The 25,088-nt window shown below is 59.2% G+C and carries 22 protein-coding genes; 6 read left to right on the top strand and 16 right to left on the bottom strand.

What is annotated here, in order from left to right:
* Positions 1–14: 14 nt before the first annotated feature.
* The 3 genes from rpoD to rpsU all read right to left on the bottom strand — a co-directional run bounded on the left by rpoD (position 15) and on the right by rpsU (position 4,559).
* Positions 15–1,865 (bottom strand): RNA polymerase sigma factor RpoD, encoded by a 1,851-nt coding sequence (gene rpoD, locus LRO94_RS26010; protein WP_032883873.1) that lies wholly within the window; start codon positions 1,863–1,865, stop codon positions 15–17.
* 67 nt (positions 1,866–1,932) lie between these two features.
* A complete protein-coding gene (gene dnaG / locus LRO94_RS26005; protein ID WP_179179812.1) occupies positions 1,933–3,900 on the bottom strand; it encodes a DNA primase in 1,968 nt (655 codons plus the stop codon).
* A gap of 443 nt (positions 3,901–4,343) precedes the next feature.
* Entirely contained in the window at positions 4,344–4,559 is a 216-nt protein-coding gene (gene rpsU, locus LRO94_RS26000) for a 30S ribosomal protein S21 (protein WP_002551877.1), read from the bottom strand.
* A 202-nt stretch (positions 4,560–4,761) separates the two neighbouring features.
* Between rpsU and tsaD the strand changes: the two genes are divergently transcribed.
* Entirely contained in the window at positions 4,762–5,787 is a 1,026-nt protein-coding gene (tsaD, locus tag LRO94_RS25995; protein ID WP_032883871.1) for a tRNA (adenosine(37)-N6)-threonylcarbamoyltransferase complex transferase subunit TsaD, read from the top strand.
* A gap of 43 nt (positions 5,788–5,830) precedes the next feature.
* Here tsaD and plsY read toward each other — a convergent pair whose 3' ends face one another.
* Positions 5,831–6,400 (bottom strand): glycerol-3-phosphate 1-O-acyltransferase PlsY, encoded by a 570-nt coding sequence (gene plsY / locus LRO94_RS25990; RefSeq protein WP_032883869.1) that lies wholly within the window; start codon positions 6,398–6,400, stop codon positions 5,831–5,833.
* Between the two features lie 72 nt (positions 6,401–6,472).
* Between plsY and folB the strand changes: the two genes are divergently transcribed.
* Positions 6,473–6,826, top strand: coding sequence for a dihydroneopterin aldolase (gene folB, locus LRO94_RS25985; RefSeq protein WP_032883867.1), 354 nt, complete (start codon positions 6,473–6,475; stop codon positions 6,824–6,826).
* A complete protein-coding gene (folK, locus tag LRO94_RS25980) occupies positions 6,817–7,341 on the top strand; it encodes a 2-amino-4-hydroxy-6-hydroxymethyldihydropteridine diphosphokinase (protein ID WP_095185045.1) in 525 nt (174 codons plus the stop codon). Before folB ends, folK begins: the two co-directional genes overlap by 10 nt.
* On the opposite strand, the gene LRO94_RS25975 is transcribed toward folK, so the two are convergent.
* From LRO94_RS25975 to LRO94_RS25925, 11 genes are all read right to left on the bottom strand, one after another.
* Positions 7,330–8,565 (bottom strand): multifunctional CCA addition/repair protein, encoded by a 1,236-nt coding sequence (locus tag LRO94_RS25975; RefSeq protein ID WP_099601627.1) that lies wholly within the window; start codon positions 8,563–8,565, stop codon positions 7,330–7,332. The genes folK and LRO94_RS25975 overlap by 12 nt on opposite strands.
* A 63-nt stretch (positions 8,566–8,628) precedes the next feature.
* Positions 8,629–10,194: a SpoVR family protein gene (locus LRO94_RS25970; protein WP_032883861.1), complete on the bottom strand. Its 1,566-nt coding sequence runs from the start codon at positions 10,192–10,194 to the stop codon at positions 8,629–8,631.
* Positions 10,191–11,462: a YeaH/YhbH family protein gene (locus LRO94_RS25965; RefSeq protein ID WP_179179813.1), complete on the bottom strand. Its 1,272-nt coding sequence runs from the start codon at positions 11,460–11,462 to the stop codon at positions 10,191–10,193. Before LRO94_RS25965 ends, LRO94_RS25970 begins: the two co-directional genes overlap by 4 nt.
* 113 nt (positions 11,463–11,575) lie before the next feature.
* Entirely contained in the window at positions 11,576–13,498 is a 1,923-nt protein-coding gene (locus LRO94_RS25960; RefSeq protein WP_003194732.1) for a PrkA family serine protein kinase, read from the bottom strand.
* Between the two features lie 284 nt (positions 13,499–13,782).
* Positions 13,783–14,112, bottom strand: coding sequence for a thiosulfate sulfurtransferase GlpE (glpE, locus tag LRO94_RS25955; RefSeq protein ID WP_032883859.1), 330 nt, complete (start codon positions 14,110–14,112; stop codon positions 13,783–13,785).
* 32 nt (positions 14,113–14,144) lie between these two features.
* Positions 14,145–14,996 (bottom strand): symmetrical bis(5'-nucleosyl)-tetraphosphatase, encoded by an 852-nt coding sequence (locus LRO94_RS25950; RefSeq protein WP_095185042.1) that lies wholly within the window; start codon positions 14,994–14,996, stop codon positions 14,145–14,147.
* Positions 14,996–15,376: a Co2+/Mg2+ efflux protein ApaG gene (gene apaG / locus LRO94_RS25945; RefSeq protein WP_032883857.1), complete on the bottom strand. Its 381-nt coding sequence runs from the start codon at positions 15,374–15,376 to the stop codon at positions 14,996–14,998. The genes LRO94_RS25950 and apaG overlap by 1 nt, the downstream gene beginning before the upstream one ends.
* A 103-nt stretch (positions 15,377–15,479) precedes the next feature.
* The gene (rsmA, locus tag LRO94_RS25940; protein WP_095185041.1) at positions 15,480–16,292 is read right to left on the bottom strand and encodes a 16S rRNA (adenine(1518)-N(6)/adenine(1519)-N(6))-dimethyltransferase RsmA; all 813 of its coding nucleotides are present in this window, start codon (positions 16,290–16,292) and stop codon (positions 15,480–15,482) included.
* Positions 16,289–17,278, bottom strand: coding sequence for a 4-hydroxythreonine-4-phosphate dehydrogenase PdxA (pdxA, locus tag LRO94_RS25935; RefSeq protein ID WP_032883855.1), 990 nt, complete (start codon positions 17,276–17,278; stop codon positions 16,289–16,291). The genes rsmA and pdxA overlap by 4 nt, the downstream gene beginning before the upstream one ends.
* Complete coding sequence (locus tag LRO94_RS25930) at positions 17,275–18,615, bottom strand: peptidylprolyl isomerase (protein ID WP_032883854.1); 1,341 nt, start codon at positions 18,613–18,615, stop codon at positions 17,275–17,277. The genes pdxA and LRO94_RS25930 overlap by 4 nt, the downstream gene beginning before the upstream one ends.
* Entirely contained in the window at positions 18,590–21,403 is a 2,814-nt protein-coding gene (locus LRO94_RS25925; RefSeq protein ID WP_032883853.1) for an LPS-assembly protein LptD, read from the bottom strand. The genes LRO94_RS25930 and LRO94_RS25925 overlap by 26 nt, the downstream gene beginning before the upstream one ends.
* Positions 21,404–21,533: 130 nt before the next feature.
* Here LRO94_RS25925 and LRO94_RS25920 point away from each other — a divergent pair, with 130 nt between their 5' ends.
* The 3 genes from LRO94_RS25920 to LRO94_RS25910 are packed head-to-tail and all read left to right on the top strand — an operon-like array spanning position 21,534 to position 23,999.
* Positions 21,534–22,559, top strand: coding sequence for an aminoglycoside phosphotransferase family protein (locus tag LRO94_RS25920; RefSeq protein WP_032883852.1), 1,026 nt, complete (start codon positions 21,534–21,536; stop codon positions 22,557–22,559).
* Positions 22,556–23,230, top strand: a complete 675-nt coding sequence (gene murU / locus LRO94_RS25915; protein ID WP_032883851.1) for an N-acetylmuramate alpha-1-phosphate uridylyltransferase MurU — start codon at positions 22,556–22,558, stop codon at positions 23,228–23,230. The genes LRO94_RS25920 and murU overlap by 4 nt, the downstream gene beginning before the upstream one ends.
* Position 23,231: 1 nt before the next feature.
* Complete coding sequence (locus tag LRO94_RS25910) at positions 23,232–23,999, top strand: TerB family tellurite resistance protein (protein WP_032883850.1); 768 nt, start codon at positions 23,232–23,234, stop codon at positions 23,997–23,999.
* A 78-nt stretch (positions 24,000–24,077) separates the two neighbouring features.
* On the opposite strand, the gene LRO94_RS25905 is transcribed toward LRO94_RS25910, so the two are convergent.
* Entirely contained in the window at positions 24,078–25,052 is a 975-nt protein-coding gene (locus LRO94_RS25905) for an alpha/beta hydrolase family protein (protein WP_032883849.1), read from the bottom strand.
* Between the last annotated feature and the right edge of the window lie 36 nt (positions 25,053–25,088).

Genomic DNA, 25,088 nt, shown 5'->3' with positions numbered 1-25,088 from the left:
CGGGGGTTCTGGTATCACTCGTCGAGGAAGGAGCGCAGATGCTCGCTTCGAGTCGGGTGGCGCAATTTGCGCAGCGCCTTGGCTTCGATCTGACGGATCCGTTCACGGGTCACGTCAAACTGCTTACCGACTTCCTCAAGGGTGTGGTCGGTATTCATGTCGATGCCGAAACGCATGCGCAGTACCTTGGCTTCACGGGCAGTGAGGCCGGACAGTACGTCGCGAGTCGCTTCTTTCAAGCTCTCAACAGTGGCGACATCGATTGGCGACTGCATAGTCGAGTCTTCGATGAAGTCACCCAGGTGGGAGTCTTCGTCATCACCGATCGGGGTTTCCATGGAGATCGGCTCTTTAGCGATCTTCAATACCTTACGGATTTTATCCTCAGGCATTTCCATGCGTTCGCCCAGCTCTTCCGGGGTCGGTTCGCGACCCATTTCCTGCAACATCTGCCGGGAAATACGGTTGAGCTTGTTGATCGTCTCGATCATGTGCACCGGAATACGAATGGTGCGGGCCTGGTCGGCGATCGAGCGAGTGATCGCTTGACGGATCCACCAGGTGGCATAAGTCGAGAACTTGTAGCCGCGACGGTATTCGAACTTGTCGACAGCCTTCATCAAGCCGATGTTGCCTTCCTGGATCAGATCGAGGAATTGCAGGCCACGGTTGGTGTACTTCTTGGCGATGGAGATCACCAGACGCAAGTTCGCTTCTACCATCTCTTTCTTCGCGCGGCGGGCTTTAGCCTCACCGATCGACATGCGACGGTTGATGTCCTTGATCTCGGCAATCGTCAGACCGGTTTCGGTCTCAAGTGCAGTCAGCTTCTGCTGGCAGCGGATGATATCCGGCTGCAGGCGACCAATGGCTTCAGCATACTTCGCCTTGCCTTTGGCCAGAGCGTCGCTCCAGCTTTCGTCAACTTCGTTGCCCGGGAACTGGCGCAGGAAGTCAGTACGCGGCATGCGAGCATCACGAACACAGAGCTGCATAATCGCACGCTCTTGTGCGCGCAGACGCTCAAGGGCGCTGCGAACGCGTTCAACCAGGCCTTCGAATTGCTTCGGAACCAGCTTGATTGGCATGAACAACTCAGCCAGCGCCAGCAGCTCGGCAATTGCCAGCTTGTTGGAGCGACCGTGCTTTTTCAGGGCCTTGCGGGTGACTTCCATTTGATCGGAAACCGCACCGAAACGCTGGGCAGCGATGATCGGGTCTGGACCGCTTTCGACTTCTTCTTCGTCGTCGGTGCTGGCTTCAGCCTCGTCGTCATCGGAGTCGTCGTCCGCTTTTGCGGCTTTCGCATCGACAGGCGGCGGTACTTCGGCAGCAGGCGGCGCAATACCGTCGTCCGGGTCGATATAACCGCTCAGGACGTCGGACAGGCGGCCACCTTCGGTGGTGACGCGAGTGTACTCGGAGAGAATGTGGTCAACCGTGCCAGGGAAGTGCGCGATTGCGCCCATCACTTCACGGATGCCCTCTTCGATACGCTTGGCGATTTCGATCTCGCCTTCGCGTGTCAGCAACTCGACGGTACCCATTTCACGCATATACATGCGCACAGGGTCAGTCGTGCGACCGATGTCGGTCTCCACCGCGGCCAACGCAGCAGCGGCTTCTTCAGCGGCTGCCTCGTCGGTATCGGCGTCGGCCAACATAAGGGCGTCCGCATCCGGAGCACTCTCGTGTACGGGGATCCCCATGTCATTAATCATGCGGATGATGTCTTCCACCTGCTCAGGATCTGAAATATCCTCAGGCAGGTGGTCGTTGACCTCTGCGTAAGTCAGATACTTCTGCTCACGACCAAGGGTGATCAACTCTTTGATACGAGACTGCTGTTGCGCTTTTCCGGACATAACACCCTATCCACTGAAGGTCTTGGCGGGCAAAAAACAAGCCGAGGATTATACCCGAGCTATGACCTCACACGCCAGCTGAGGTCGGGTTTGATGCGGAAACATTCTGTTTTAAGAGGTCGCGCATCTGTTTTGCTATCTGAATTTGCTCTTCAGCCGATAATCCTGGCTGTCTTGCTCTCTTGATGAGTTCATCGAGGGTTTGCGTATGCTGACCCGCAGATAACCTAGTAATGGTGTCTAAAAACTGTTGTTCAAGGTTATCGCCGTCAATTAGCCACTCCTTTTCCGCAAGTGCTTTCAACAAGCGCCCTTGTTCTGTGCCGTGCCAGCGTGCCATCAGCTGAATTGAGTTTAGCTTAGGATTTTTCTGCACGGCTTCGATCAGCGCGATCAGCACCTGAGCGTAGGTATTGCTCGCATTGGCAAAATGGTCGGCACTTTCGACCTTGCCCGCCAGTTGCGGGTGGTGAATGAGCGTGCGCAGGGCGATCAGCGTGGGCGCTTCTACGGCAACTGGCGTGCGTGGGGCGTAGGCCTCATCGCGATCGCCACGCTTGCCGTTCTTGCTCCACGGTTTCTTGTCCCATTTCTTGCCGCCGGCACCGGGCTTCTTCGGCGTCCATTCCTGCTGGGGCGCGTAGGCCTCCTGCGGCTGGAAGTCGGCATAGTCCGGCATGGCGTCGTAATCCATGCCCGGGTCGTAGGCGGGCGGAGCATCCTGCGGTGCGCTGTGCACCAGCTGACTGACGGCTTCGCCGCTTAGCCCGGTAATTTCCAGCAGGCGTTGGCGCATCAGGGTGCGCAGGTTGGCGCCAGGCACCTTGTCGATCAGCGGCGCTGCGAGGGTGGCCATATGGGCCTTGCCTTCAAGGGAGCGCGGATCGGCTTCCTCAGTCAGTTGCTGGAAGAAATAATCGGCCAGCGGCTGCGCATGTTGGTTGATGCGTGCACGGAATGCGTCAGTGCCTTCGGAGCGCACCAGGGTGTCCGGGTCCTCTCCCTCGGGCAAGAACAGGAAGCGCGCGCGGCGCCCATCCTGCAGGCTCGACAGCGTGGCTTCGAGTGCGCGCCAAGCGGCGTTGCGGCCAGCCTGGTCGCCGTCGAAGCAGAACAGCACGCTGGGCACGACGCGAAACAGGCGCTTCAGATGTTCTTCGCTGGTGGCGGTGCCAAGGGTGGCCACGGCGTTGCGCAAGCCTTGCTGAGCGAGGGCGATCACGTCCATATAGCCTTCAACCACGATGATTTCATCGAGGTTGCGATTGTTCTTGCGCGCTTCGAACAGGCCGTAGAGTTCCTGGCCTTTGTGGAACACCGGGGTTTCCGGGGAGTTCAGGTACTTGGGCTTGTCGTCGCCCAGTACGCGGCCACCGAAGGCGATGATACGGCCGCGACTGTCACGGATAGGGAACATCACGCGGTCGCGGAAGCGGTCGTAGCGCTTGCCGGTCTCGGCGTTTTCCACCAGGAGGCCTGCGTCGATCATGGCTTTTTGCTGCAGAGTGTCGCTGCTCAAATGTTTGTACAGGTTGTCCCAGCCGGGTGGCGCGAAGCCGAGACCGAAGTCGCGAGCGATTTCACCGGTAAGGCCGCGCCCCTTGAGGTAATCGACTGCTGCCTTGCGCTGAGGATGGCTCTTCAGTGCCTGCCGGTAAAAGTCGGCGGCGGCAGTGAGCAGCGGGTATAGCGGCGAATCGGTGGGTTGCCGTGGTTTGTGCGGGCGGCCACTTTCTTCGCGGGGGACTTCCATGCCGGCGGCTTTCGCCAGGTCCTCGATTGCCTGGGGGAAGTCCAGGTTGTCGTGGTCCATCAAGAAACCGAGGGCGTTACCGCCTGCGCCGCAGCCAAAGCAGTAATAGAACTGCTTGTCTGGGCTGACGCTGAACGACGGGGTTTTTTCTTTGTGGAACGGGCAGCAGGCGGTGTAATTCTTGCCGGCTTTCTTCAATTGCACGCGCGAGCTGACAACATCGACGATGTCGGTGCGGTTCAGAAGGTCGTCAATAAAGCTCTGGGGAATTAGCCCGGTCATGGCGTTCTCGTCAGCACTGCGTGTAAATGAGGGCCCGTGAAGTGCTCAAGCGCTTGAGTCGAGTGGCTCGACCATCAATCGTCTGCTTGGGCTGTATGGAAGTGTATCTGCCGAGCATTCACTGACGTTAATTTCTATCAGTCTTCGGCGAAGAAATGTTGCCCCTGGCTCCGGTCTTGGCCGCTGGCGGCCTCGGAAGCTCATCGATGGGCACAGCCGACCGTTGATCGCCTGTTTACAGAATAAGTGTGCTCGTCAGTAGCCTTGTTAGGCTCGTCAGAAGAGACGTGCACCGCTGGCAAAAGAGCCAGTCCTGACGTGTGAAGCAGTTGTCTCAGTCGCATGTGCGGCTTCGACGATGAAGCATCAAGCGATATCTGCAAATGCCAATAGCCCGGCTGAAGGGCCGGGCTTGGCAGAAGCTTGCTACGAACGTCTGTGTATTAGTACAGACGAACGGCGCGGCGCTGCTCGCGCTGAACTTTCTTGGCGTGACGCTTAACAGCGGCTGCTGCTTTACGCTTACGCTCAGAAGTTGGCTTCTCGTAAAATTCGCGGCTACGAACTTCGGCCAGTACACCGGCTTTTTCGCAGGAGCGCTTGAAACGACGCAGAGCTACGTCGAAGGGTTCGTTCTCTTTAACTTTGACGGCTGGCATCCAGAGCTACCTTCTTTCATTACCGGGATCAACGTTCTCGTCGCAAAAAATTCGCGGCTGAGGTCGTCGGTTTTTAAGGGTTGCGGATGTTAACCCCTCATTGACCGGAATGCAAAGCCTCTGATCGAAAACCGCTAGTCGGGAGGGGGAGTGGCGACTATTATGCGCGCCTTCGAATTTAGCCTCTACAAGGCGCAAACCCATGCTAGTACTGGGACTTGAAACCTCCTGCGACGAAACCGGTGTCGCACTTTACGACAGTGAACGCGGGCTTTTGGCCGATGCACTGTTCAGTCAGATCGACCTGCACCGCGCTTATGGCGGCGTGGTGCCGGAGCTGGCCAGCCGTGATCACGTCAAGCGCATGCTGCCCTTGATTCGCCAGGTGCTGGACGAGGCCGGTTGTGTGCCGACCGAGATCGACGCGATTGCCTACACGGCGGGCCCTGGATTGGTCGGAGCCCTTCTGGTTGGGGCCTCTTGCGCACAGGCGCTGGCTTTCGCCTGGGGTATTCCAGCCCTGGGTGTGCACCATATGGAAGGCCATTTACTGGCGCCGATGCTGGAAGAAAACCCGCCGCAGTTCCCGTTCGTCGCTTTGTTGGTTTCGGGGGGGCATACGCAGCTGGTTCAGGTCGACGGAATCGGTCAATACACGCTTTTGGGCGAGTCGCTGGACGACGCCGCCGGCGAAGCTTTCGACAAGACTGCGAAGATGATGGGCCTCAATTACCCCGGCGGACCGGAAATCGCCCGTCTCGCCGAAAAGGGCGTTGCTGGTCGCTACACATTCCCGCGTCCGATGTGCGATCGCCCCGGTTTGATGTTCAGCTTCAGCGGGTTGAAAACCTCCGCACTGAATACCTGGCAGCACAGCGTCAGCGCCGGGGACGACAGTGAGCAAGCCCGTTGCGACATCGCTCTGGCGTTCCAGCAGGCCGTGGTGGAGACTTTGACCATCAAGTGCAAGCGTGCTCTGAAACAGGCTGGCATGAAGCGTCTGGTGATTGCTGGCGGCGTCAGCGCAAACAAGGCGCTGCGCAGTTCATTGGAAAAAATGCTCGGTGATATGAAGGGGGATGTGTTCTACGCCCGCCCTGAGTTTTGCACCGACAATGGCGCCATGATCGCCTATGCCGGTTGCCAGCGTCTGCTGGCGGGGCAGCACGAAAGCCTGGCGATCAGCGTGCAGGCACGTTGGCCGATGGAGCAGCTACCGCCGTTGTAGGCCGTTATTTGGGCGCGACGTGAGCCAGGCTCATCTTGGGGATTTAAAAATGCCGTTCGCGCCCGGCAAACAGGTCGCGTAAATTGCCCCGATGGCGCCAGACGATCAGCAATGTCAGCACGCTCATCGGCAGCAGCGCCGCCGGTTCCTGCCAGGCCAGCAATGGCAGGGTGAGCGGCGTGGCGATCAGCGCCGCCAGTGAGCTGGTTCGGGTCAGGTAGAACGTCAGCAGCCAGGCAAGCACGGCCAGTAGTGCCGCCGGTGGGTAGATCCCCAGCAGCATACCGGCCGCCGTGGCGACACCTTTGCCGCCGCGAAATCGGAAGTACAGTGGAAACAGATGGCCCAGGACGGCGCACACGCCCACCCAGGCCTGCTGTTGCAGGGTAAGGCCGGCGGTGCTGGCGATCAGCACGGGCAGCAAGCCCTTGCACAGATCGCCCAGCAGCGTCAGCACGGCGAGCTTCTTGCCGGCCAGGCGCAACATGTTGGTGGCGCCAGCATTGCCGGAACCACTCATTCGCGGGTCGGGGTTTCCCGTCAGGCGGCTGAGCAAAATGGCGAAGGACAGCGAGCCGAGCAGGTAGGCGAGAATCGCCAGTGACCAAAACATGCTAACTATTCCGGGCGAGGACGCCCTGATTCTAACGGGGCATCGCGCCCTTGTCGTGCTGCGGAGAAGAGCTTGGACAGAGTGTTTATCGAAGGCCTGGAAGTCGACACCGTGATCGGGGCCTACGACTGGGAGCGCGGGATCCGCCAATGCCTGCGTCTGGACCTGAGCTTCGCGTGGGATAACCGCCCGGCCGCCGCAGGTGACGACCTGACCTTGGCGCTGGATTACGCCAGCGTTTCGGCGCGTATCCAGGCGTTTGCCGAGCAGTCCCAGTACCAACTGGTGGAAACCTTTGCTGAACGCTTGGCCCAAGTGTTGATGAGTGAGTTCCAGATTCCCTGGCTGCACCTCAAACTGACCAAGCCCGGCGCAGTACCGGCCGCCAAAGGTGTGGGCGTGGAGATTGAGCGCGGATGTCGCTAACTCAGGTTTACCTTGGCCTCGGTAGCAATATCGAGCGCGAGCTCCATCTGTGCGCCGGGCTCGACGCGTTAGCGAGCTTTCTGACGGATATGCGCTGCTCGGCGGTGTTCGAAAGCCAGCCGGTGGGCATCAAAAGCGGGCCGTTCTTCAATCTGGTGGTGTCGGCCTATACCGACCTGTCGTTGACAGAATTGGACCGCCGTCTTAAGACCATCGAAGCTGAAAACGGCCGCTACGCGCCGGACCGCAAAGGCCTGCCATTGGACATCGATGTGCTGCTGTACGGCGAGTTGGTGGGGGATTTCGACGGTTTGATTCTGCCCCGTGCGGAAATCCTGAAAAACGCCTTTGTTTTGTGGCCGCTGTCGTTGATGGCGCCGGACCGCGTGCATCCTGAGGTGGGTAAAACGATGGCTGATCTGTGGCGGGATGCGCAGATCGATCAGTTGTTGGCGCCTGTCGCCTTTGAGTGGCAGGGCCAGCACCTGACGCCGAATGCGCTTCTAATTCGATAGGGCGCGTTGTTCCTTGTAGGCCTGCAATGCCTTGAGCCGTTCGCGCTTCAAGGCTTCGCCCAGCTCAGGGCCTTTGAAACCCTTCTCCACCAATGGCGCCACCGCCACCTCGCGTGCTGTCTGCGCCGCACCGCGCAAATAATCTGCCTGTGGATAACTGCGTTGCTCGAAGCCCTTGCGGCCCCGGGCATCCATTTCACAGGCGACCACAAACTCCTCAAAGCGCTGCGGTCGGCGATATACGTCAAAACTTTGCAGTAACTCCAGCAGCGTCGAGGCTTTCAGCTCCAGCGCTCGATGGCCGTGGGTGTGATATTGACCCACCAGCAGCGCCAGCTCCTGGCAATCCCTTGGCACTTTGAAACGTTCATTGACTGCCTTGATCAGCTTCAAGCCCCGATGCTCATGGGCGATATGCTGCGGCAACTTATCCACAGGCGTTAGACCTTTGCCCAGGTCATGCAGCAGGCAGGCCCAGCGCACGGTCAGTGGCTGTTTGTGCAAGGCGGCCTGCTCCAGCACGCTCAAGGTATGCACGCCAGTGTCTATCTCGGGGTGGTGGGCCTCGGGTTGGGGGACGCCGAAGAGTGCATTCACTTCCGGCATCAAGGTTTTCAGTGCGTCGCAGTCGCGCAGGACCTGAATAAACACCTGAGGCTGATCTTCCATCAGCGCTCGGGAGATTTCCTTCCAGCTGCGCTCCGGCGTCAGGGCTTCCAATTCGCCTGACTCGCTGAGTTGACGCATCAGTTCCAGAGTCTGCGGTGCCACTGTAAAACCAAGATGTGCATAGCGAGCGGCAAAACGTGCGACGCGCAGAACTCGCAGGGGATCTTCGGCGAAAGCGGGGGAAACATGGCGCAGAACGCGGGCTTCGAGGTCACGCTGGCCGTTGTAGGGGTCGGTCAGGTTGCCGTCATCGTCTTCAGCCATTGCGTTGATGGTCAGGTCGCGACGGATCAGGTCTTCTTCCAGCGTGACCTCGGGGCTGGCGTGAAAGACAAAACCGCCATAGCCCCGGCCGCTCTTGCGCTCAGTGCGGGCCAAAGCATATTCGTCGCCGTTCTTCGGGTCCAGGAACACCGGGAAGTCAGCGCCTACCGGCTTGAAGCCCTTCGCCAGCATCTCCTCGGTGGTCGCGCCGACAACGACGCGGTCGATATCAGTGACCTTGATGCCCAGCAGGCGGTCACGCACGGCGCCGCCGACTTTGTAGATTTTCATGAAAAAGCCTCCATTAGCGGCACAGGATACCGCCTGTGCCTGACCAATGGAGGCTTTGCTGTTTCAGAGGTGAACGACGGCCATGTCCAGGCGACCATAGTCGTTATCGTTGTGATCACTGCGCGGTGGAACATGGTGAGTTTTCATCACCTGATCGCCTTGCAGGGTTTCCAGATGGATGTCAAAACCCCACAACCGGTGTAAGTGCTTGAGTACTTCCTCGGTGGATTCGCCCAGGGGTTTGCGGTCATGTTGCTGGTGACGCAAGGTCAGCGAGCGGTCTCCGCGGACATCAATGCTGTAGATCTGTACGTTGGGCTCCCGGTTGCCCAGGTTGTACTGCGCGGCCAAGGTTTCACGGATGATGCGGTAGCCGGGCTCATCGTGGATGGCCGGGACCACCAAATCGTCCTTGAGATCGTCATCGAGGATGCTGAACAGCTTGAGGTCGCGGATCACCTGGGGTGACAGGTACTGCAGGATAAAACTCTCGTCCTTGAAGCTGCTCATGGCGAACTTGATGGTGGACAGCCAGTCGCTGCCGGCGATTTCCGGAAACCAGCGGCGGTCCTCTTCGGTCGGGTGTTCGCACATGCGCCGGATGTCGCGGTACATGGCAAAACCCAGAGCGTAAGGGTTGATGCCGCTGTAATACGGGCTGTCGAAGCCAGGCTGAAATACCACACTGGTATGGGAGGTGAGGAACTCCATCATGAAGCCGTCGGTGACCAAGCCCTCGTCGTACAGGTCGTTCATAAGCGTGTAGTGCCAGAACGTCGCCCAGCCTTCGTTCATCACTTGGGTTTGGCGCTGTGGATAAAAGTACTGGGCGATCTTGCGCACGATGCGCACGATTTCCCGTTGCCATGGTTCCAGCAGTGGGGCGTGTTTTTCCAGGAAATATAGGATGTTTTCCTGAGGTTCGGCGGGGAAGCGCGCATTGTCCTTGTCGCTGTTTTTGTCGGCGCGTTTAGGAATAGTGCGCCACAGGTCGTTGATTTGCTTCTGCAGATGCTCTTCACGCTCCTTCTGACGCAAGCGTTCTTCCTCGGCGGAAATCGGGTACGGGCGCTTGTAGCGGTCGACCCCGTAGTTCATCAGGGCATGACAAGAGTCGAGCAAGTCCTCCACTGCGTCGATCCCGTGGCGCTCCTCACACTGCATGATGTACTGCTTGGCGAACACCAGGTAATCGATGATCGAACTCGCATCGGTCCAGGTGCGGAACAGGTAGTTGCCTTTGAAAAAGCTGTTATGCCCATAGCAAGCGTGGGCCACCACCAATGCCTGCATGCAGATGGTGTTTTCTTCCATCAAGTAGGCGATGCATGGGTCGGAGTTAATCACGATCTCGTAGGCCAGCCCCATCTGGCCGCGGGTGTAGGACTTCTCGGTGCTGAGGAAGTGTTTACCGTAGGACCAATGGTGATAACCCAGCGGCATACCAACAGACGCGTAGGCATCCATCATCTGCTCAGCGGTGATCACTTCGATCTGGTTGGGGTATGTGTCCAGAGCATAACCCGCCGCGATCCGACTGATTTCCTTGTCATAGGCTTGGATCAGCTCAAAGGTCCACTCGGAGCCGGTGGAAATGGGTTGGCGCTTAGTCTCTTTTTTGGCGGTCATGTCACTAACCTGCGCTGGAAGAGTTCACGGAAGACCGGATAGATATCGCCGGCCGAGACCAGTTGCTGCTGGGCGAACGTGTCGGCAAAAGCTTCGCCGATGCGCTCATATTCGAACCACAGGGCCTGGTGCTCACGGGGGGTAATTTCAACGTAAGTGTAGTACTGCACGAACGGCATGATCTGGTTGATCAGAATGTCGCGGCAGATGGGCGAATCATCATTCCAGTTGTCGCCGTCAGAGGCTTGAGCGGCGTAGATATTCCATTCGTTGGCCGGGTAGCGCTCGGCCATGATCTCCTGCATCAGCTTCAGGGCGCTGGACACGATGGTGCCGCCGGTTTCCCGCGAGTAGAAGAACTCTTCTTCGTCGACTTCCCGGGCGCTGGTGTGATGGCGGATGAACACTACGTCGATCTTGTCGTAGTTTCGCTTCAGGAACAGGTAGAGCAGGATGAAGAACCGTTTGGCGATGTCCTTGGTGGCCTGGGTCATGGAGCCGGAAACGTCCATCAGGCAAAACATCACCGCCTTGGAACTGGGGTTCGGTTGTTTGACGAGCAGGTTGTATTTCAAGTCGAAGGTGTCGAGGAACGGCACACGATGGATGCGCGCATTGAGTTTCTCGATTTCCGCCTCGATTTCCTGGATATCGCCGAAGTTATCCGGTTCTTCGCGCTTCAAGCGCGCCAACTCTTCCTTGGCCTCTTTCAATTTGGCGCGGCTGCTGCCCGACAGGGCGATACGCCGTGCATGGGCCGAGCGCAGGGTACGGATGATATTGATCCGTGACGGGTTGCCCTCGTTACTGATACCTGCCCGCACGGTCTTGAAGGTGTCGGTACCGGTCAGGTTTCGTTTGACGAGGTTGGGTAATTCCAAGTCCTCGAACATGAACTCGAGGAATTCCTCCTGGGTGATCTGGAACACAAACTCGTCCATGCCTTCGCCAGAATTGCCGGCTTTGCCTGGACCTTTGCCGCCACCACCGCCTTGAGGTCGCTGGATATGTTCGCCGGTGGTGAACTCCTTGTTACCAGGGTGCACGACGGTCTGTTTGCCGCCGCGGCCATGGTGCAGGACCGGTTCGTCGATATCCCGTCCGGGAATGCTGATTTGCTCACCATGCTCCATGTCGGTAATGGAGCGGCGGCTGACGGCCTCTTCGACGGCCTTTTTGATGTGGTCACGGTAACGCCGTAGGAAACGCTGGCGGTTTACCGTGCTCTTGTTCTTGCCATTGAGGCGTCGGTCGATCACATAGCTCATGAGGAGCCCTCCGGGCAGCTTCACGTTACAAGCTTCAAGCGGCGAGCTGGAAGCTTAGAGACAAGCGGTCAACTGCCAGGCCCATGACCTGGCAGTGCACGCCTATCGCTGCCTTACTGCGATTTGCGAACCCGCAGATACCACTCGGAGAGCAGTCGTACCTGTTTGTCGGTGTAGCCACGCTCGACCATTCGTGTGACGAAGTCGTTGTGTTTTTGCTGATCCTCCTTGCTGGCCTTGGCATTGAAGCTGATGACCGGTAGCAGATCCTCGGTGTTGGAGAACATTTTCTTCTCGATGACCACCCGCAGCTTCTCGTAGCTGAGCCAGGTAGGGTTCTTGCCGTTGTTGTTGGCACGGGCACGCAGTACGAAGTTGACGATCTCGTTGCGGAAATCCTTCGGATTGCTGATGCCAGCGGGTTTCTCGATCTTTTCCAATTCCTCGTTGAGGGCTACGCGGTTGAGGATCTCGCCGGTTTCCGGGTCGCGGTATTCCTGGTCCTGGATCCAGAAATCCGCATACAGCACATAGCGGTCGAAAATGTTCTGGCCATACTCGCTGTAGGACTCCAGGTACGCGGTCTGGATTTCCTTGCCAATAAACTCGATGTAGCGCGGCGCGAGGTACTCCTTGAGGAAGCGCAGGTAGCGTTCACGGGTTTCCGCCTGGAACTGTTCCTGTTCGATCTGCTGCTCCAGCACATAGAGCAGGTGCACCGGGTTGGCGGCGATCTCGTGCGGGTCGAAGTTGAAGACTTTGGACAGGATCTTGAACGCAAAGCGCGTCGATAGGCCGTTCATGCCTTCATCCACGCCTGCCGTGTCGCGGTATTCCTGGATTGACTTGGCTTTAGGGTCGGTGTCCTTGAGGTTTTCACCGTCGTACACGCGCATCTTCGAGTAGATGTTCGAGTTCTCCGGCTCCTTGAGGCGCGACAGCACGGTGAACTGGGCGAGCATCTTCAGGGTGTCGGGTGCGCAATGGGCCTTCGCCAGGGAGCTGTTGAACAGTAGCTTGTCGTAGATCTTGATCTCATCGCTGACTCGCAGGCAATAAGGCACCTTGACGATGTAGATCCGGTCGATGAAGGCTTCGTTGTTCTTGTTGTTACGGAAGGTGTGCCATTCCGATTCGTTGGAGTGGGCCAGCAGGATCCCGGTGAACGGAATCGCGCCCAAGCCTTCGGTGCTGTTGTAGTTACCTTCCTGGGTCGCGGTAAGCAGTGGGTGCAGCACCTTGATCGGTGCCTTGAACATTTCCACGAATTCCATCAGGCCTTGGTTGGCCCGGCACAGTGCGCCCGAGTAGCTGTAGGCGTCGGCGTCGTTTTGCGGGAATTCTTCGAGTTTGCGAATATCGACCTTGCCCACCAGCGCCGAAATATCCTGGTTGTTCTCATCGCCCGGCTCGGTCTTGGCAACGCCGATCTGGTTGAGGATCGAGGGGTAGAGTTTCACCACGCGGAACTGGCTGATGTCACCGCCAAACTCGGCCAGGCGCTTGGTGGCCCAGGGCGACATGATGGTGTTGAGGTAGCGGCGTGGGATGCCGAAGTCTTCTTCGAGGATCGCGCCATCTTCCGTGGCGTTGAACAGGCCCAGTGGCGACTCGAAGACCGGCGAGCCCTTGATCGCGTAGAAGGGCACTTTCTCGATCAGCTGTTTGAGCTTTTCGGCCAGGGACGATTTACCGCCGCCGACAGGGCCGAGCAGGTAGAGGATCTGTTTCTTCTCTTCCAGGCCTTGGGCGGCATGGCGGAAGTAGGAGACGATCTGATCAATGCATTCTTCCATTCCGTGGAAGTCTTCAAAGGCCGGGTAGCGGCGGATCACCTTGTTGGAGAATATTCGCGACAGGCGCGAATTATTGGCGGTTTCCACCAGCTCCGGCTCACCAATCGCCAATAGCAGGCGCTCGGCGGCAGATGCGTAGGTGCTGCGGTCCTGCTTGCACAGCTCAAGATACTCTTGCAGCGTGAGTTCTTCCTGCTGTGTGGACGCGAAGCGTTGTTGGAAGTGGCTAAAGATACTCATGACGTCGTCACCTCGCTCGATACGTGGAGCCGACGCCGGATCTATCAGTCGATGCTGGCAGTCATTGACGATCGCCAATGGCCGTTTTCCCCCCAGAACACCCTAAACGCTACCGATGACCCGCACGCCGGTGTACCGGCTCTCCCCTGATTCGGATGGCCTGCGCTTAAGGATAGTTCGGAATCTGGGAGGTCAAGGCGTGATACGCAATTAGTTTGCCTGCGCCGTTCGTCAGAAACGGCGCGAGCCCAAGCGTCACGCGGGGTAGCGGGGTTTGAAAATATTTATTGCGAATCGCCCGAAGAAATTTCTGCGGGATAGGTCGTACGCCACAGCTCAAAACCACCGTCCAGGCTGTAGACGTCGGAGAAGCCTTGGCTGATCAGGTAGGCGGCGGCGCTCTGGCTGGAATTGCCGTGGTAGCAGGCCACGATCAGTGGCGCGTCGAGGTCGGCGGCGCGAATGAAGTCGGCGATGTTAACGTTATCAAGATGCTGGGCGCCGGTGATATGGGCTGCCGAGTAAGTAGGCTGGTCGCGGATATCAACCACCACCGCGCCTTGCTCGCGCAGGGCTTGGGCTTGTTCGGGAGGGATACGTTTGAATTCGCTCATGGCGGGCTCCTTGTCTTGGCGGCGCTTAGCGTCTAGCGCTTGGCGGCAGCCGGCAGTGTAATGGGAAGGGGAGATTCACACTGGCAGCTGTGGCGCTCGCCAGTGTCGATGTTCATCAGGGTCATGGCGCCGCCCCACACGCAACCGGTGTCGAGGGCGAATACGCCGGGTTCGTTGCACTTGCCTTCCAGGGCGGCCCAGTGGCCGAAGATGATCTTCGTATCACGGGTCTTGCGTTCCTTATGGGCAAACCACGGCTTGTAACCGGGCAGGGCGGTGTCGGCACCTTCTTTGCTCTTGAGGTCCAGCTTGCCCTCGGCGGTACAGAAGCGCATGCGCGTGAAGTAGTTGGTGATCACCCGCAGGCGGGCGACGCCCGTCAGGTCGTTATCCCACTTCACCGGTTCGTTGCCGTACATGCCGTCCAAGTAGGTGGTGTACAGGCTGTCATCGGCCAAGGCACTTTCGACTTCGGCTGCGCACTTAAGGGCTTTCTTCAGCGTCCATTGCGGCGGGATACCCGCATGCACGAGGGCCATGTTGCGGCCTTCGTCGTAATGCACGATCTTTTGCCGGCGCAGCCAGTCGAGCAGCTCGGCTCGGTCGGGCGCTTCGAGAATTTCCCGCAGGGTGTCGCCCTTTTTCAGGCGCTCGATATTATTGCCGGCCGCCAACAAGTGCAGGTCATGGTTGCCCAACACACACACCAGGGAATCACGCAGGCTATATAAGTAGCGCAGGGTTTCCAGGGACTCGGGGCCGCGATTGACCAGATCACCGACCAGCCAAAGCCGATCATTGGCCGGGTCGAAGCTCACGCGCTCAAGCAGGCACTTGAGCGGCTCCAGGCAGCCTTGCAGGTCGCCGACTGCGTAGGTCGCCATCAGTGCAGGGCTCCCGGTACGGCAAGGCGAAATGGCTTGATGATGGCGTCGAACAGTTGGCCATCGGTGGCTTTCATCTGATACGAGCCTTGCATGGTGCCGACCTTGGAGGTCATCACCGTGCCGCTGCTGTAGGTGTGGCTGGCGCCAATGTCGATCAGCGGTTGCTGGCCAACCACGCCTGCGCCGCGCACCTCTTCCACTTGGCCGTCACCGTCGGTGATTACCCAATGGCGTGATAGCAACTTGGCCGGCACCTGCCCGTTGTTCTTCACCGTGATGGTGTAGGCAAAGGCAAAGCGGTTCTGTTCAGGTTGCGATTGGTCCGCCAGGAAGCGGGTCACGACGCTGACGTCGATCTGGTAGCGAGGATCGGACATGCAAGAGGCCTTAAAAGCAAAAGCGGAGGACAGCAGATGCGGATCAGTCTAGGCCAAGAGGTGGGCACTAGGCCAGACATGTGTCTGGCCATGGCTGGGTGCTTCAGTCGACTGCTGGAGCAGGCTGGATGGCAAGCTGGTCTGCCAGGCGCACGAACGCGGCCAGGTCCAGTTGCTCGGGACGCAGGCTACCGTCGACGCCGGCGGCTTCGATTTCAGCTTGGCTCAATAGGGCCTTGAGCGTGTTGCGAAGGGTCTTGCGGCGTTGGTTAAACGCTTCGCGCACGACACGTTCCAGCAACTTGTGGTCCTTGGCCGGGTGGGGCAGAACAGCATGCGGTACCAGGCGAACAATGGCCGAGTCGACCTTTGGCGGCGGGTTGAATGCACCCGGACCCACGTTGAACAGGTGTTCAACGCGGCAGTGGTACTGAACCATGATCGACAGACGGCCCCAATCACCACCACCTGGGCCTGCGGCCAGGCGTTCCACCACTTCTTTCTGCAGCATGAAGTGCATGTCGCGGATGATCCCGGCGTTGTTCAGCAGGTGGAAAATCAGCGGTGTGGAGATGTTGTACGGCAGGTTACCGACCACGCGCAGGCTGTTAGGCGCGGCGTTGAGGGAGTTGAAGTCGAACTTCAGTGCATCGCCCTGGTGCAGATTGAAGTTGGATTTTCCGGCGAACTGCTGGTTGAGGATAGGGATCAGATCCTTGTCCAGTTCAACCACGTCCAGCTGGCCACCGCTGGCCAGCAGGCCTTGGGTCAATGCGCCCTGGCCTGGGCCGATTTCCAGCAGGCGGTCTTCGGGCTTGGCATGGATGGAGCGCAGGATGCGGTCGATCACGCCAGCGTCGTGCAGGAAGTTTTGCCCGAAGCGCTTGCGCGCCCGGTGTTGGTAATGCTCAGTCATATACGGGTCTCGGCCATCTGATAGGCGGTTTCCAGGGCCACGTGCAGGCTGCCGGTATCGATCTTGCCGCTGCCCGCCAAGTCCAGGGCAGTGCCATGGTCGACGGAGGTGCGGATGATCGGCAGGCCCAGTGTCACGTTGACGGCGGCGCCGAAGCCTTTGTATTTCAGCACCGGCAGCCCCTGGTCATGGTACATCGCCAACACTGCGTCGCAGTGCTCCAGATATTTGGGGGTAAACAGAGTGTCCGCTGGCAGTGGGCCACGCAGGTCCATGCCTTCTTGGCGCAGACGCTCCAGGGTTGGTTCGATGATGTCGATTTCTTCATGGCCCAAGTGCCCGCCTTCACCTGCATGGGGGTTGAGCCCACAGACCAGGATACGCGGTTGAGCGATGCCGAATTTTTGCTGCAGGTCGGCGTGCAGGATGCGCGTGACGCGCTCCACGCGTTCGGCGGTGATGGCGTCTGCGACGTCACGCAGCGGCAGGTGCGTAGTCACCAGGGCGACACGCAGGCCGCGTGTGGCCAACATCATCACGACTTGTTCAGTGTGTGTCAGTTCGGCGAGGAATTCGGTGTGGCCGGAAAAGGCGATGCCGGATTCGTTGATCACGCCCTTGTGGACCGGTGCGGTGATCATGCCGGCGAAGTCACCGTCGATGCAGCCTTGCCCCGCACGAGTCAGGGTTTCGAGCACAAAAGCCGCATTGCCCTTGTCCAGTTGCCCTGCAACCACCTTGGCCTGCAGTGGGGTGTCCCACACATAGAGGCTGCCCGCGGGCGCCGGCAGGTCAGGCCAGTTGCCCGGCGCCACGTCCAGCAGGTTGATAGCCACACTCAGTTGCGCGGCCCGCTCAAGGAGCAGGTCGCGGCTGGTAATGGCAATCAGGGGGTATGGTTGAGGCTGCGAGGCGAGCAGCAGGCAAAGGTCTGGACCAATGCCGGCCGGCTCGCCGGGTGTTACCGCGAAACGCTGGGGTTTCACTGTGCTGCCTGGTCGGTGCCTGTTTGCTCGGCGCCTGGCAGCTTGTTTTCCACGTAGGCTTCGTCACGGATCTGACGCAGCCAGGTTTGCAGCTCTTCGTCGTACTTGCGGTTACGCAGTACGTTCAGCGCTTGTTGCTCGCGGGCCTGGCTGGTGTTGTCAGTGGCGCGGCGGCCAAGGACTTCCAGTACATGCCAGCCATATTGGGTCTTGAACGGCTTGGACAGTACGCCTTGCGGAGTATCGGCCATTACCTGTTGGAACTCGGGCACCAGCGCTTTCGGGTCGATCCAATTCAGGTCGCCGCCGTTGAGGGCTGAACCTGGGTCTTCCGAGAAGCTCTTGGCCAAGGTGGCGAAGTCTTCACCGCTTTCGATGCGGTCATAGATCTTCTGGGCCAGCTCCTTGGTTTGCGCCTCGGTACGGATTTCGCTTGGTTTGACCAGGATATGACGAACATGAACTTCGTCTTTCAGCGAGGTCTCGCCACCGCGACGTTCCAGCAACTTCAGGATAATGAAGCCACCTGGGGTGCGGGCTGGCTGGGTGATACCGCCCACTTCCATGGCACTCAGTTCACGGTCGAACGGAGGTGGCAGTTGAGCGGCTTTACGCCAGCCCATATCGCCGCCTTCAAGGGCGTTGTCGCTGCCGGACTGGGCAATGGCCATCTGAGCAAAGTCAGCACCGCCTTTCAGGCGATCATAGATAGCTTGGGTTTTCGCCGCCGCCGCATTCAGTTGCTCGGAGTTGGCACTGTCCGGGGTCGGGATCAGGATATTGGCCAGGTGCAGTTCTTCGGAAAGCTGCATCTTGCCCAAGTCGGAGGCCAGGAAGTTCTTCACTTCCTGCTCGGACACCTGCACTCGCTCGGCAACGCGACGCTGACGCACACGGCTGATGATCATCTCGCGGCGGATCTGGTCGCGGGCGTCTTCGTACGAAAGACCGTCGCGGGCCAGGGCTGAGCGGAACTGGTCGATGCTCATGTTATTGCGTTGAGCGATGGTGCCGACGGCCTGGTTCAGCTCTTCGTCCGAAATACGAATACCGGAACGATCACCGATCTGCAGTTGCAGGTTTTCGACGATCAAGCGTTCAAGTACCTGTTGGTCCAGGACGCTGGTAGGCGGTACACCACCGCCACGCTTGGCGATGGTTTGCTGAACTTCCTTGACCCGTTGGTCCAGTTGGCTCTGCATGATCACGTCGTTATCGACGATGGCCACTACCTTATCCAGCTGTTGAACCGCAGCGTGTGCCGATGCGGTCCCCAGGAACAGTGCGCCCAGCACTAGCGGGCGCAGACAATCAGAAAGCTTGGTCTTCACGTTCACGATAACCTTCAATGCCTTTGTCGAGGAAGCTCTCTACCTTGGCGCCGGTCAGGCCGCCGAGTCCTTTGAGGACGATCTGCAGGAAGAGCCCGTGGTCACCCTTTTCGTTCAGCGGGGCGATCTGGCTGTATTCGTCGTTGGAAACCCAGTAACGGTTGATGACGCGCAGTTTCCAGCAGCAGTTGTCGTACTCGAAACCACCAAAGGCTTCCAGTGTACGGTTGCGTGCGTAGTCATACTGCCAGCGGGTGATCAGATTCCACTGAGGAATGATCGGCCACATCATCGAGAAGTCGTGTTGTTGGATTTTGTAGTAATCCTTCACGTAGTTCGGGTCGCCTGGCTGACCGTAGTCGCCACCGAACTGCCACTTACCGGTCAATTGGTTGTAGACAACCTGGTCGTTACGATAGCGGTAACCAACGTTGATGATCTTGTTCGGGTTGTCTTCCGGCTGGTAGTGAAGCATCGCGCTGCCGGAGCGAGGGCTGTGCTCCTCGGTGTCCCAGTTGTAGTTGGCCGTGGCGCGCCAGTCGCGGTTGAAGCGGAACTCGTAGTCCAGGGCAACCGGAGAGACGTCGGACTGTGCATCGGCACGGTCTGCGGCGAGGATGCCTGGCAGTTGAACTTCACGATCCTTGAAGTACACCGCCTGGCCCACGGCTACACGTTGACGTTCGAAGCCGTTTTCTTCGATCCAGCGGCTGGTCAAGCCAAGGGACAGCTTGTTTTCGTCGCCGATACGGTCGGCCCCGCTGAAGCGGTTGTCGCGGAACAGCGAAGAGTAGCTGAACGACGATTCGCTGGTGTCAAACACCGGAATATCGCTTTGGTCCTTGTTCGGCACGTACAGGTAGAACGCGCGCGGTTCAAGGGTCTGGCGATAGTCTTTGCCGAACCAGTTGGTATTGCGATCGAAGTACAGGCCGCTGTCGACGCTGGCTACAGGAATTGCACGGTCCTGGGAGCTTTTGAACGTGCCGCCAGCGTATCGGGTGCCGTTATTCGCTGCCAATGTTTGTGCAGCGATGATGTCGTTCTTGCCTTTGTTGTCTAGGTCAAGATCGTACTTGGTGTAGACGTACTTGAGCTTCGGCGTCACAAAGCCGTAGGTCCAGTTCATCGGGTATGAAACGGCTGGCGCTACGTTCAGGCGAGTACCGTTTGCACGGGTCAGGCCGTTGACGTAAGTGTCCAGGCGACGCTCGGAATCACCGTTTTCATTGATAAAGTTGCCGCTTTCCAGGCTGCGTTCAAACCGAACTGCTTCGGTTTCGTAGCTGAAGTTCAAACCACCTGGGTGGTATGGCAGCTGACCATTGAAGGTGATCTGTGGCAGTCGGTCATACGGTGTGATCTGGGAGATCGTGGCCAGCTGGTAAGCCTGGACATTCAAGCGCGCCTGGTAGGAGTCGCCGCGATAACTCACGGAGCCCTGCTGGTTGACGTAGTCCCGGCTCTCGACACCTTCCTGATAGGACTTGAGGTCCTGGAAGTAATAAGGGTCGCTGATTTTTGTGTAGTCGACCTGGGTCAGTACACGCGAATCCAACCCGCCTTTATGCTGCCAATTGAGCATGTAGCGGGTTTTTTCGTAATCGGTCTGCAGTTTGCGTTCGTCGTTGTCGTCGTTGAGGTACGCGCCGCCGAACTGGCCTTCGCTGGACTTGGTGAGGTAGCGGAATTCGCCTTCCATCATCATGCCGCGCTTGGTCATGTATTGCGGGTACAACGTGGCGTCGTAGTTCGGCGCCAGGTTGAAGTAGTACGGCGTAACCAGGGTGAAGCCGGTTTCGCTGCCGGTGCTGAAGCTCGGCGGCAGGAAGCCGGACTGACGACGGTCGTCGATCGGGAAATAGATGTAAGGGGTGTACAGGATCGGGATGTTCTTGATCCGCAACGTCGCGTTGGTGGCCGTACCGAAACCGGTGGCTGGGTTCAACGTGATGTTGTTGCCTCGAAGCTGCCAGGCGTTGCTGTCCGGCTCGCAGGTGGTGTACGTACCGTCCTTGAGACGGATGATCGCGTTTTCGGCGCGCTTGGCGTACAGCGCGTTACCGCGGATACGCGACTTGTGCAGCACGTATTCGGCGTTGTCGATCTGGGCCGCGCCGGTGTCCAACTGAACCTGGGCGTGGTCGCCGACGATCAGTGCACCGTTGTCACGCAGTCGTACGTTGCCGTTCAGCTCGCCGCGGCTTTCGGCCTGGTACAAGCTGGCTTCTTCGGCTTCAAGCTGCATGCTGCCCTGACGCATGACGACGTCACCTGCCAGGGTCGCGACTTGTTGTTCCTGCTCGTAACGAGAGGCCTTGGCACCGATGAAGGTGGGCGCATCGCTCTTGTTCGTCTTGTCGTTCATGCCAGGACGAGTCGGCTCGATGTACGCACCGCCGCAATAAGGACCGGTTTCGGCCAACTGGGCTGCGGTCAACTTTTCGCGAGGTACCCAGTCCAAGTGGCTGTAGTCGGCGCTGCGTGAGCGCAGGCCACGGCCCTTGGATTCTGTGACCAGTGCGGTCTTGGGTTCGGCCGCGGCAGTGCCATCAGCTTCGGCCTGCGCCGTGCTGTTGGCCGAGCTGACGGCAGCGCCGTCATGCACCGGGCGCGGTGGCAATGGGGCTGCGGCGGTTTTCGGCGCGCAATCCCAGGCACCCGAAGCAGAGACTGAGCAGTCATACTGTTCCGCGGCGACCACGAATGAGGTGGCGAAGGGTTGCATGGCCAGCAGACTGCCGGTTACCAGCAACGGAAATTTTCTACGAAACGCGGGGGATTTCAATGCCATCTTATTAGTCCGGGCTTCCTGCGTGCCATCTGCCCGCGGTTTGGGCCGCACGCCTCTCGATGGTCTGAAAAAGATGCGTGATAATAAAGCATGACCCGCTTGACGGCTAGCGCCGTCGGAGACCCTTGTAATGCCTGAGCAAGATCTACGTTTACAACAGCTGGAAGTCTGGCTGGATGAGCAGTTGCCGATCCTTTTCAACGCTCAAGACTGGGGCTCCGTACCCCCGGCCACACTGACTGCGGCCAGCAGCGACGCGAGTTTCAGGCGTTACTTCCGTTGGGAGGGTGGCGGCCGGACTTTCGTGGTGATGGACGCTCCGCCCCCCCAGGAAAACTGCAAACCCTTCGTCGATATCGCCCATTTACTGGCGAAGTCGGGCATAAATGTTCCAAAAATTTATGCAGAAGATCTGTCGCGCGGCTTTCTTTTGCTCAATGACCTGGGCAGAAAAACCTACCTGGACGTGATTGACGAACAAAACGCCGATCAGCTGTTTGCCGACGCCATCGACGCCTTGCTGGCATTCCAGCAGTTGCCGATGGACGCACCACTGCCCAGTTATGACGTTGCCTTGTTGCGCCGCGAGCTGGAACTCTTTCCCGAGTGGTACGTACGGCGCCATTTGGGTGTCGAGTTGGATGCAGAACAACAAGCCCTCTGGCAGCGCGTCAGCGACCGGCTGATCGACAGCGCCTTGGCGCAGCCGAAAGTGCTGGTGCATCGCGACTATATGCCGCGCAACTTGATGATCAGCGAGCCGAACCCCGGCGTGCTGGATTTCCAGGACGCGGTCTACGGCCCGGTCACTTATGACATTACCTGCCTGTTCAAGGACGCTTTCCTCAGTTGGCCCCAGGCGCGCGTACGCGATTGGCAGCGCGGTTATTGGGAGCGTGCGGGCCAAGCGGGCATCCCGGTGCAACCGGATTTTGATGACTTCCTGCGTGCCAGCGACCTGATGGGTGTGCAGCGCCACCTCAAGGTCATTGGCATCTTCGCGCGTATTTGCCATCGCGACGGCAAGCCACGCTACTTGGCCGACGTGCCGCGCTTCTTTGCTTATATAGAAGCAGTGCTCGCCGATCGCCCGGAGTTGAGCGAATTGGCTGAGCTGCTGACCAGTCTGCGCCAACCCGCTGAGGCCAGCGTATGAAGGCCATGATCCTGGCCGCCGGCAAAGGTGAGCGGATGCGTCCGCTTACCTTGCACACGCCCAAGCCGCTGGTGCAGGCCGGCGGCAAGCGTCTGATCGAATACCACCTGGAGGCGCTGGCCAAGGCCGGCTTCACCGATATCGTGATCAACCACGCCTGGCTCGGCCAGCAGATCGAGAGCTATTTGGGCGATGGTGCGCAGTTTGGCGTACGCATCCGCTACTCCCCGGAGGGCGAACCGCTGGAAACCGGCGGTGGGATTTTCCAGGCGTTGCCGTTGCTGGGGGACGAGCCTTTTCTGGTGGTCAATGGCGATATCTGGACTGACTACGACTTTACCCAACTCAAGCAACCGCTCAGCGGCCTGGCTCACCTAGTGATGGTCGACAACCCAGCGCATCATCCCTCGGGCGGTGATTTCTTCCTTGATGAGGGTCTGCTTCATGATGCGACGCCCGGTGCCGATAACCTGACCTTCAGTGGCATTTCAGTGCTCGACCCCCAGTTGTTCGCGGGTTGCAGTGCCGGTGCCTTCAAGCTGGCGCCGCTGCTGCGTGCGGCGATGGCCAAGGGTCAGGTAACGGGGGAACACATGGCGGGACGCTGGATTGATGTCGGCACGCTGGAGCGCTTGGCGCAAGTCGAAACCCTGCTGACAGCGGGGCAGTAGCATGTTGTGGCCAGGGACGCTGATCGGCGCCGGGGCTGGCTTTGCCATTGCCAGTATTCCGGGGGCCTTGTTGGGTGCATTGTTGGGGCAGGCGTTGGACCGCCGAATGCAATTGCGCAGTTGGGCTCAGTTGCGCGAGCGCATGGGCGGCCGCCCGGTGCTGCGCAATGATGAGTTGTTGTTTGTATTGCTCGGGCGCCTGGCCAAAAGCAACGGGCGCGTGGTGGACGGGCATATCCAGCAGGCGCGTCAGGAGATGCGCTCGCTGGACATGACCGAGTCCGCCCAGCGCCGCGCGATTGCGGCGTTCAATCGCGGTAAGTCGGGCTCCGATCGTATGCGCAGTTATCTGCGCGTGCTCAAGGCTCAGCCCCATGCGGCGGAAGGTGTGTTGCGCGCCTGTTGGCGGATGGTGTGGGCGGACGGTAAGGCGGATGATGCCGAGCGCGACTTGATCAACCTGTGGGGCAAGTGGTTGGGCTGGACGCCGCAGCAGCTTCAGGCCTTGGCGGCGGACTACACGCCTGAGCGCAAGCCGCTGGTCAATCGAGGCACGACCTATCAGGAAGCGTTGCGACTGCTCGGCGTCACCGCTACCACCGAGCCGTCGGTCATCAAACGTGCCTATCGCCGCCTGCTGAGCCGTCACCATCCGGACAAGGTGGCCGGTAGTGGCGCCAGTCTCGCGCAAGTGCGTGAGGCGACCGAGCGAACCCGTGAATTGCACAATGCTTACTCGTTGATTCGCGAGCGCCGTGATTTTCGCTAGATGCCGCTCTTTCACGGATAACCACATTCCAATGTGGGAGAGGGGCAAGCCCCTCCCACATTGTTTTTGTGCTGTTCTTCAGTCGGCGCTGGCCTGCGGGCTCAACCACCCGCGAATCCTGCGATACAACTGCTCCTGCTCGGCTGCGCTATTGCCGGGCACGGTTTTCAATGACACCTGCTTATAGCCATCATTCTTCAATCGCTTGGCAGCCTGGGCACGGGCCTGAGCGTTTTTGCGTGCCAGCGCGTTGTCTTGATAGAAGACATCGGCAGTCGGCAGTTTCAGGCCGGGCGCCAGTTGCTGCACGTCCGGATGGCGTCCGTTAGGCGTCTGCGCCGCGACCATCACAAATTTCTGCACCTGGGACGGTTGTTTCTCGGTGAGATAACGCGCGGCCCACCAGGCGCCTGTGCCATGGCCCAGCAGCACCACACTGCGTGCGTTCTGGGTCTGGGCGAAGGCCACGGCAGCGTCGATGCGGTCGAAGATGCGCGAGGCGTCGGTCTTGTCCTGCTCGTCGGCGCCCGGCACCACTGACGGATCGGTGCCCTCGGCTTCGGCGCTGGCGGCTTGTTCGATCGGTTTGTCGGCGGTGCTCGCTTCTTTGCTGCTGGTGTCGACAGTGGCTTTGGGTGCTTCCATAACGCGCGGCGGCAGGGTATCTACGCTCACATCCGGCAATGACAGGCTGAGGCTGCCCCAATTGGCGTCGGGAAATTTGCGCCGCAACGGGCCGATTGCTTGCGGCCAGTCAGCACTTTCACCGCTGCCCGGTACGATAATCACCACACCTTCGGGTTCGGCGCTGTTGGCCGGTTTCCACAGGGCGAGGAATGAGTCGCTGCCAGCCTGCAATTGTTGCTGTTCCTGCTGAGGGATGGTGCGCTCCAGCGCGGTGGCGTCTTCCTGGCTGCGCTCAAGCAGAGGCTGGCGCTCGACGGGTTTTTCGTCGGCCGGCGCGGGGGCGTCGGCGGCCTGTACAGAAAAGGCACTGGTAAACAGCAGCGACAGGCACAATGCTGGCAGTGCCGAACGGTTTCGATAGGGCATCGTAGATTTCCGGCCAGAAGAGATTCCAGCAGCCTA

This window comes from Pseudomonas sivasensis (assembly GCF_021391435.1).
In the GTDB taxonomy this organism is placed as follows: domain Bacteria; phylum Pseudomonadota; class Gammaproteobacteria; order Pseudomonadales; family Pseudomonadaceae; genus Aquipseudomonas; species Aquipseudomonas sivasensis.
This window is presented reverse-complemented; position numbering and strand designations above follow the sequence as displayed.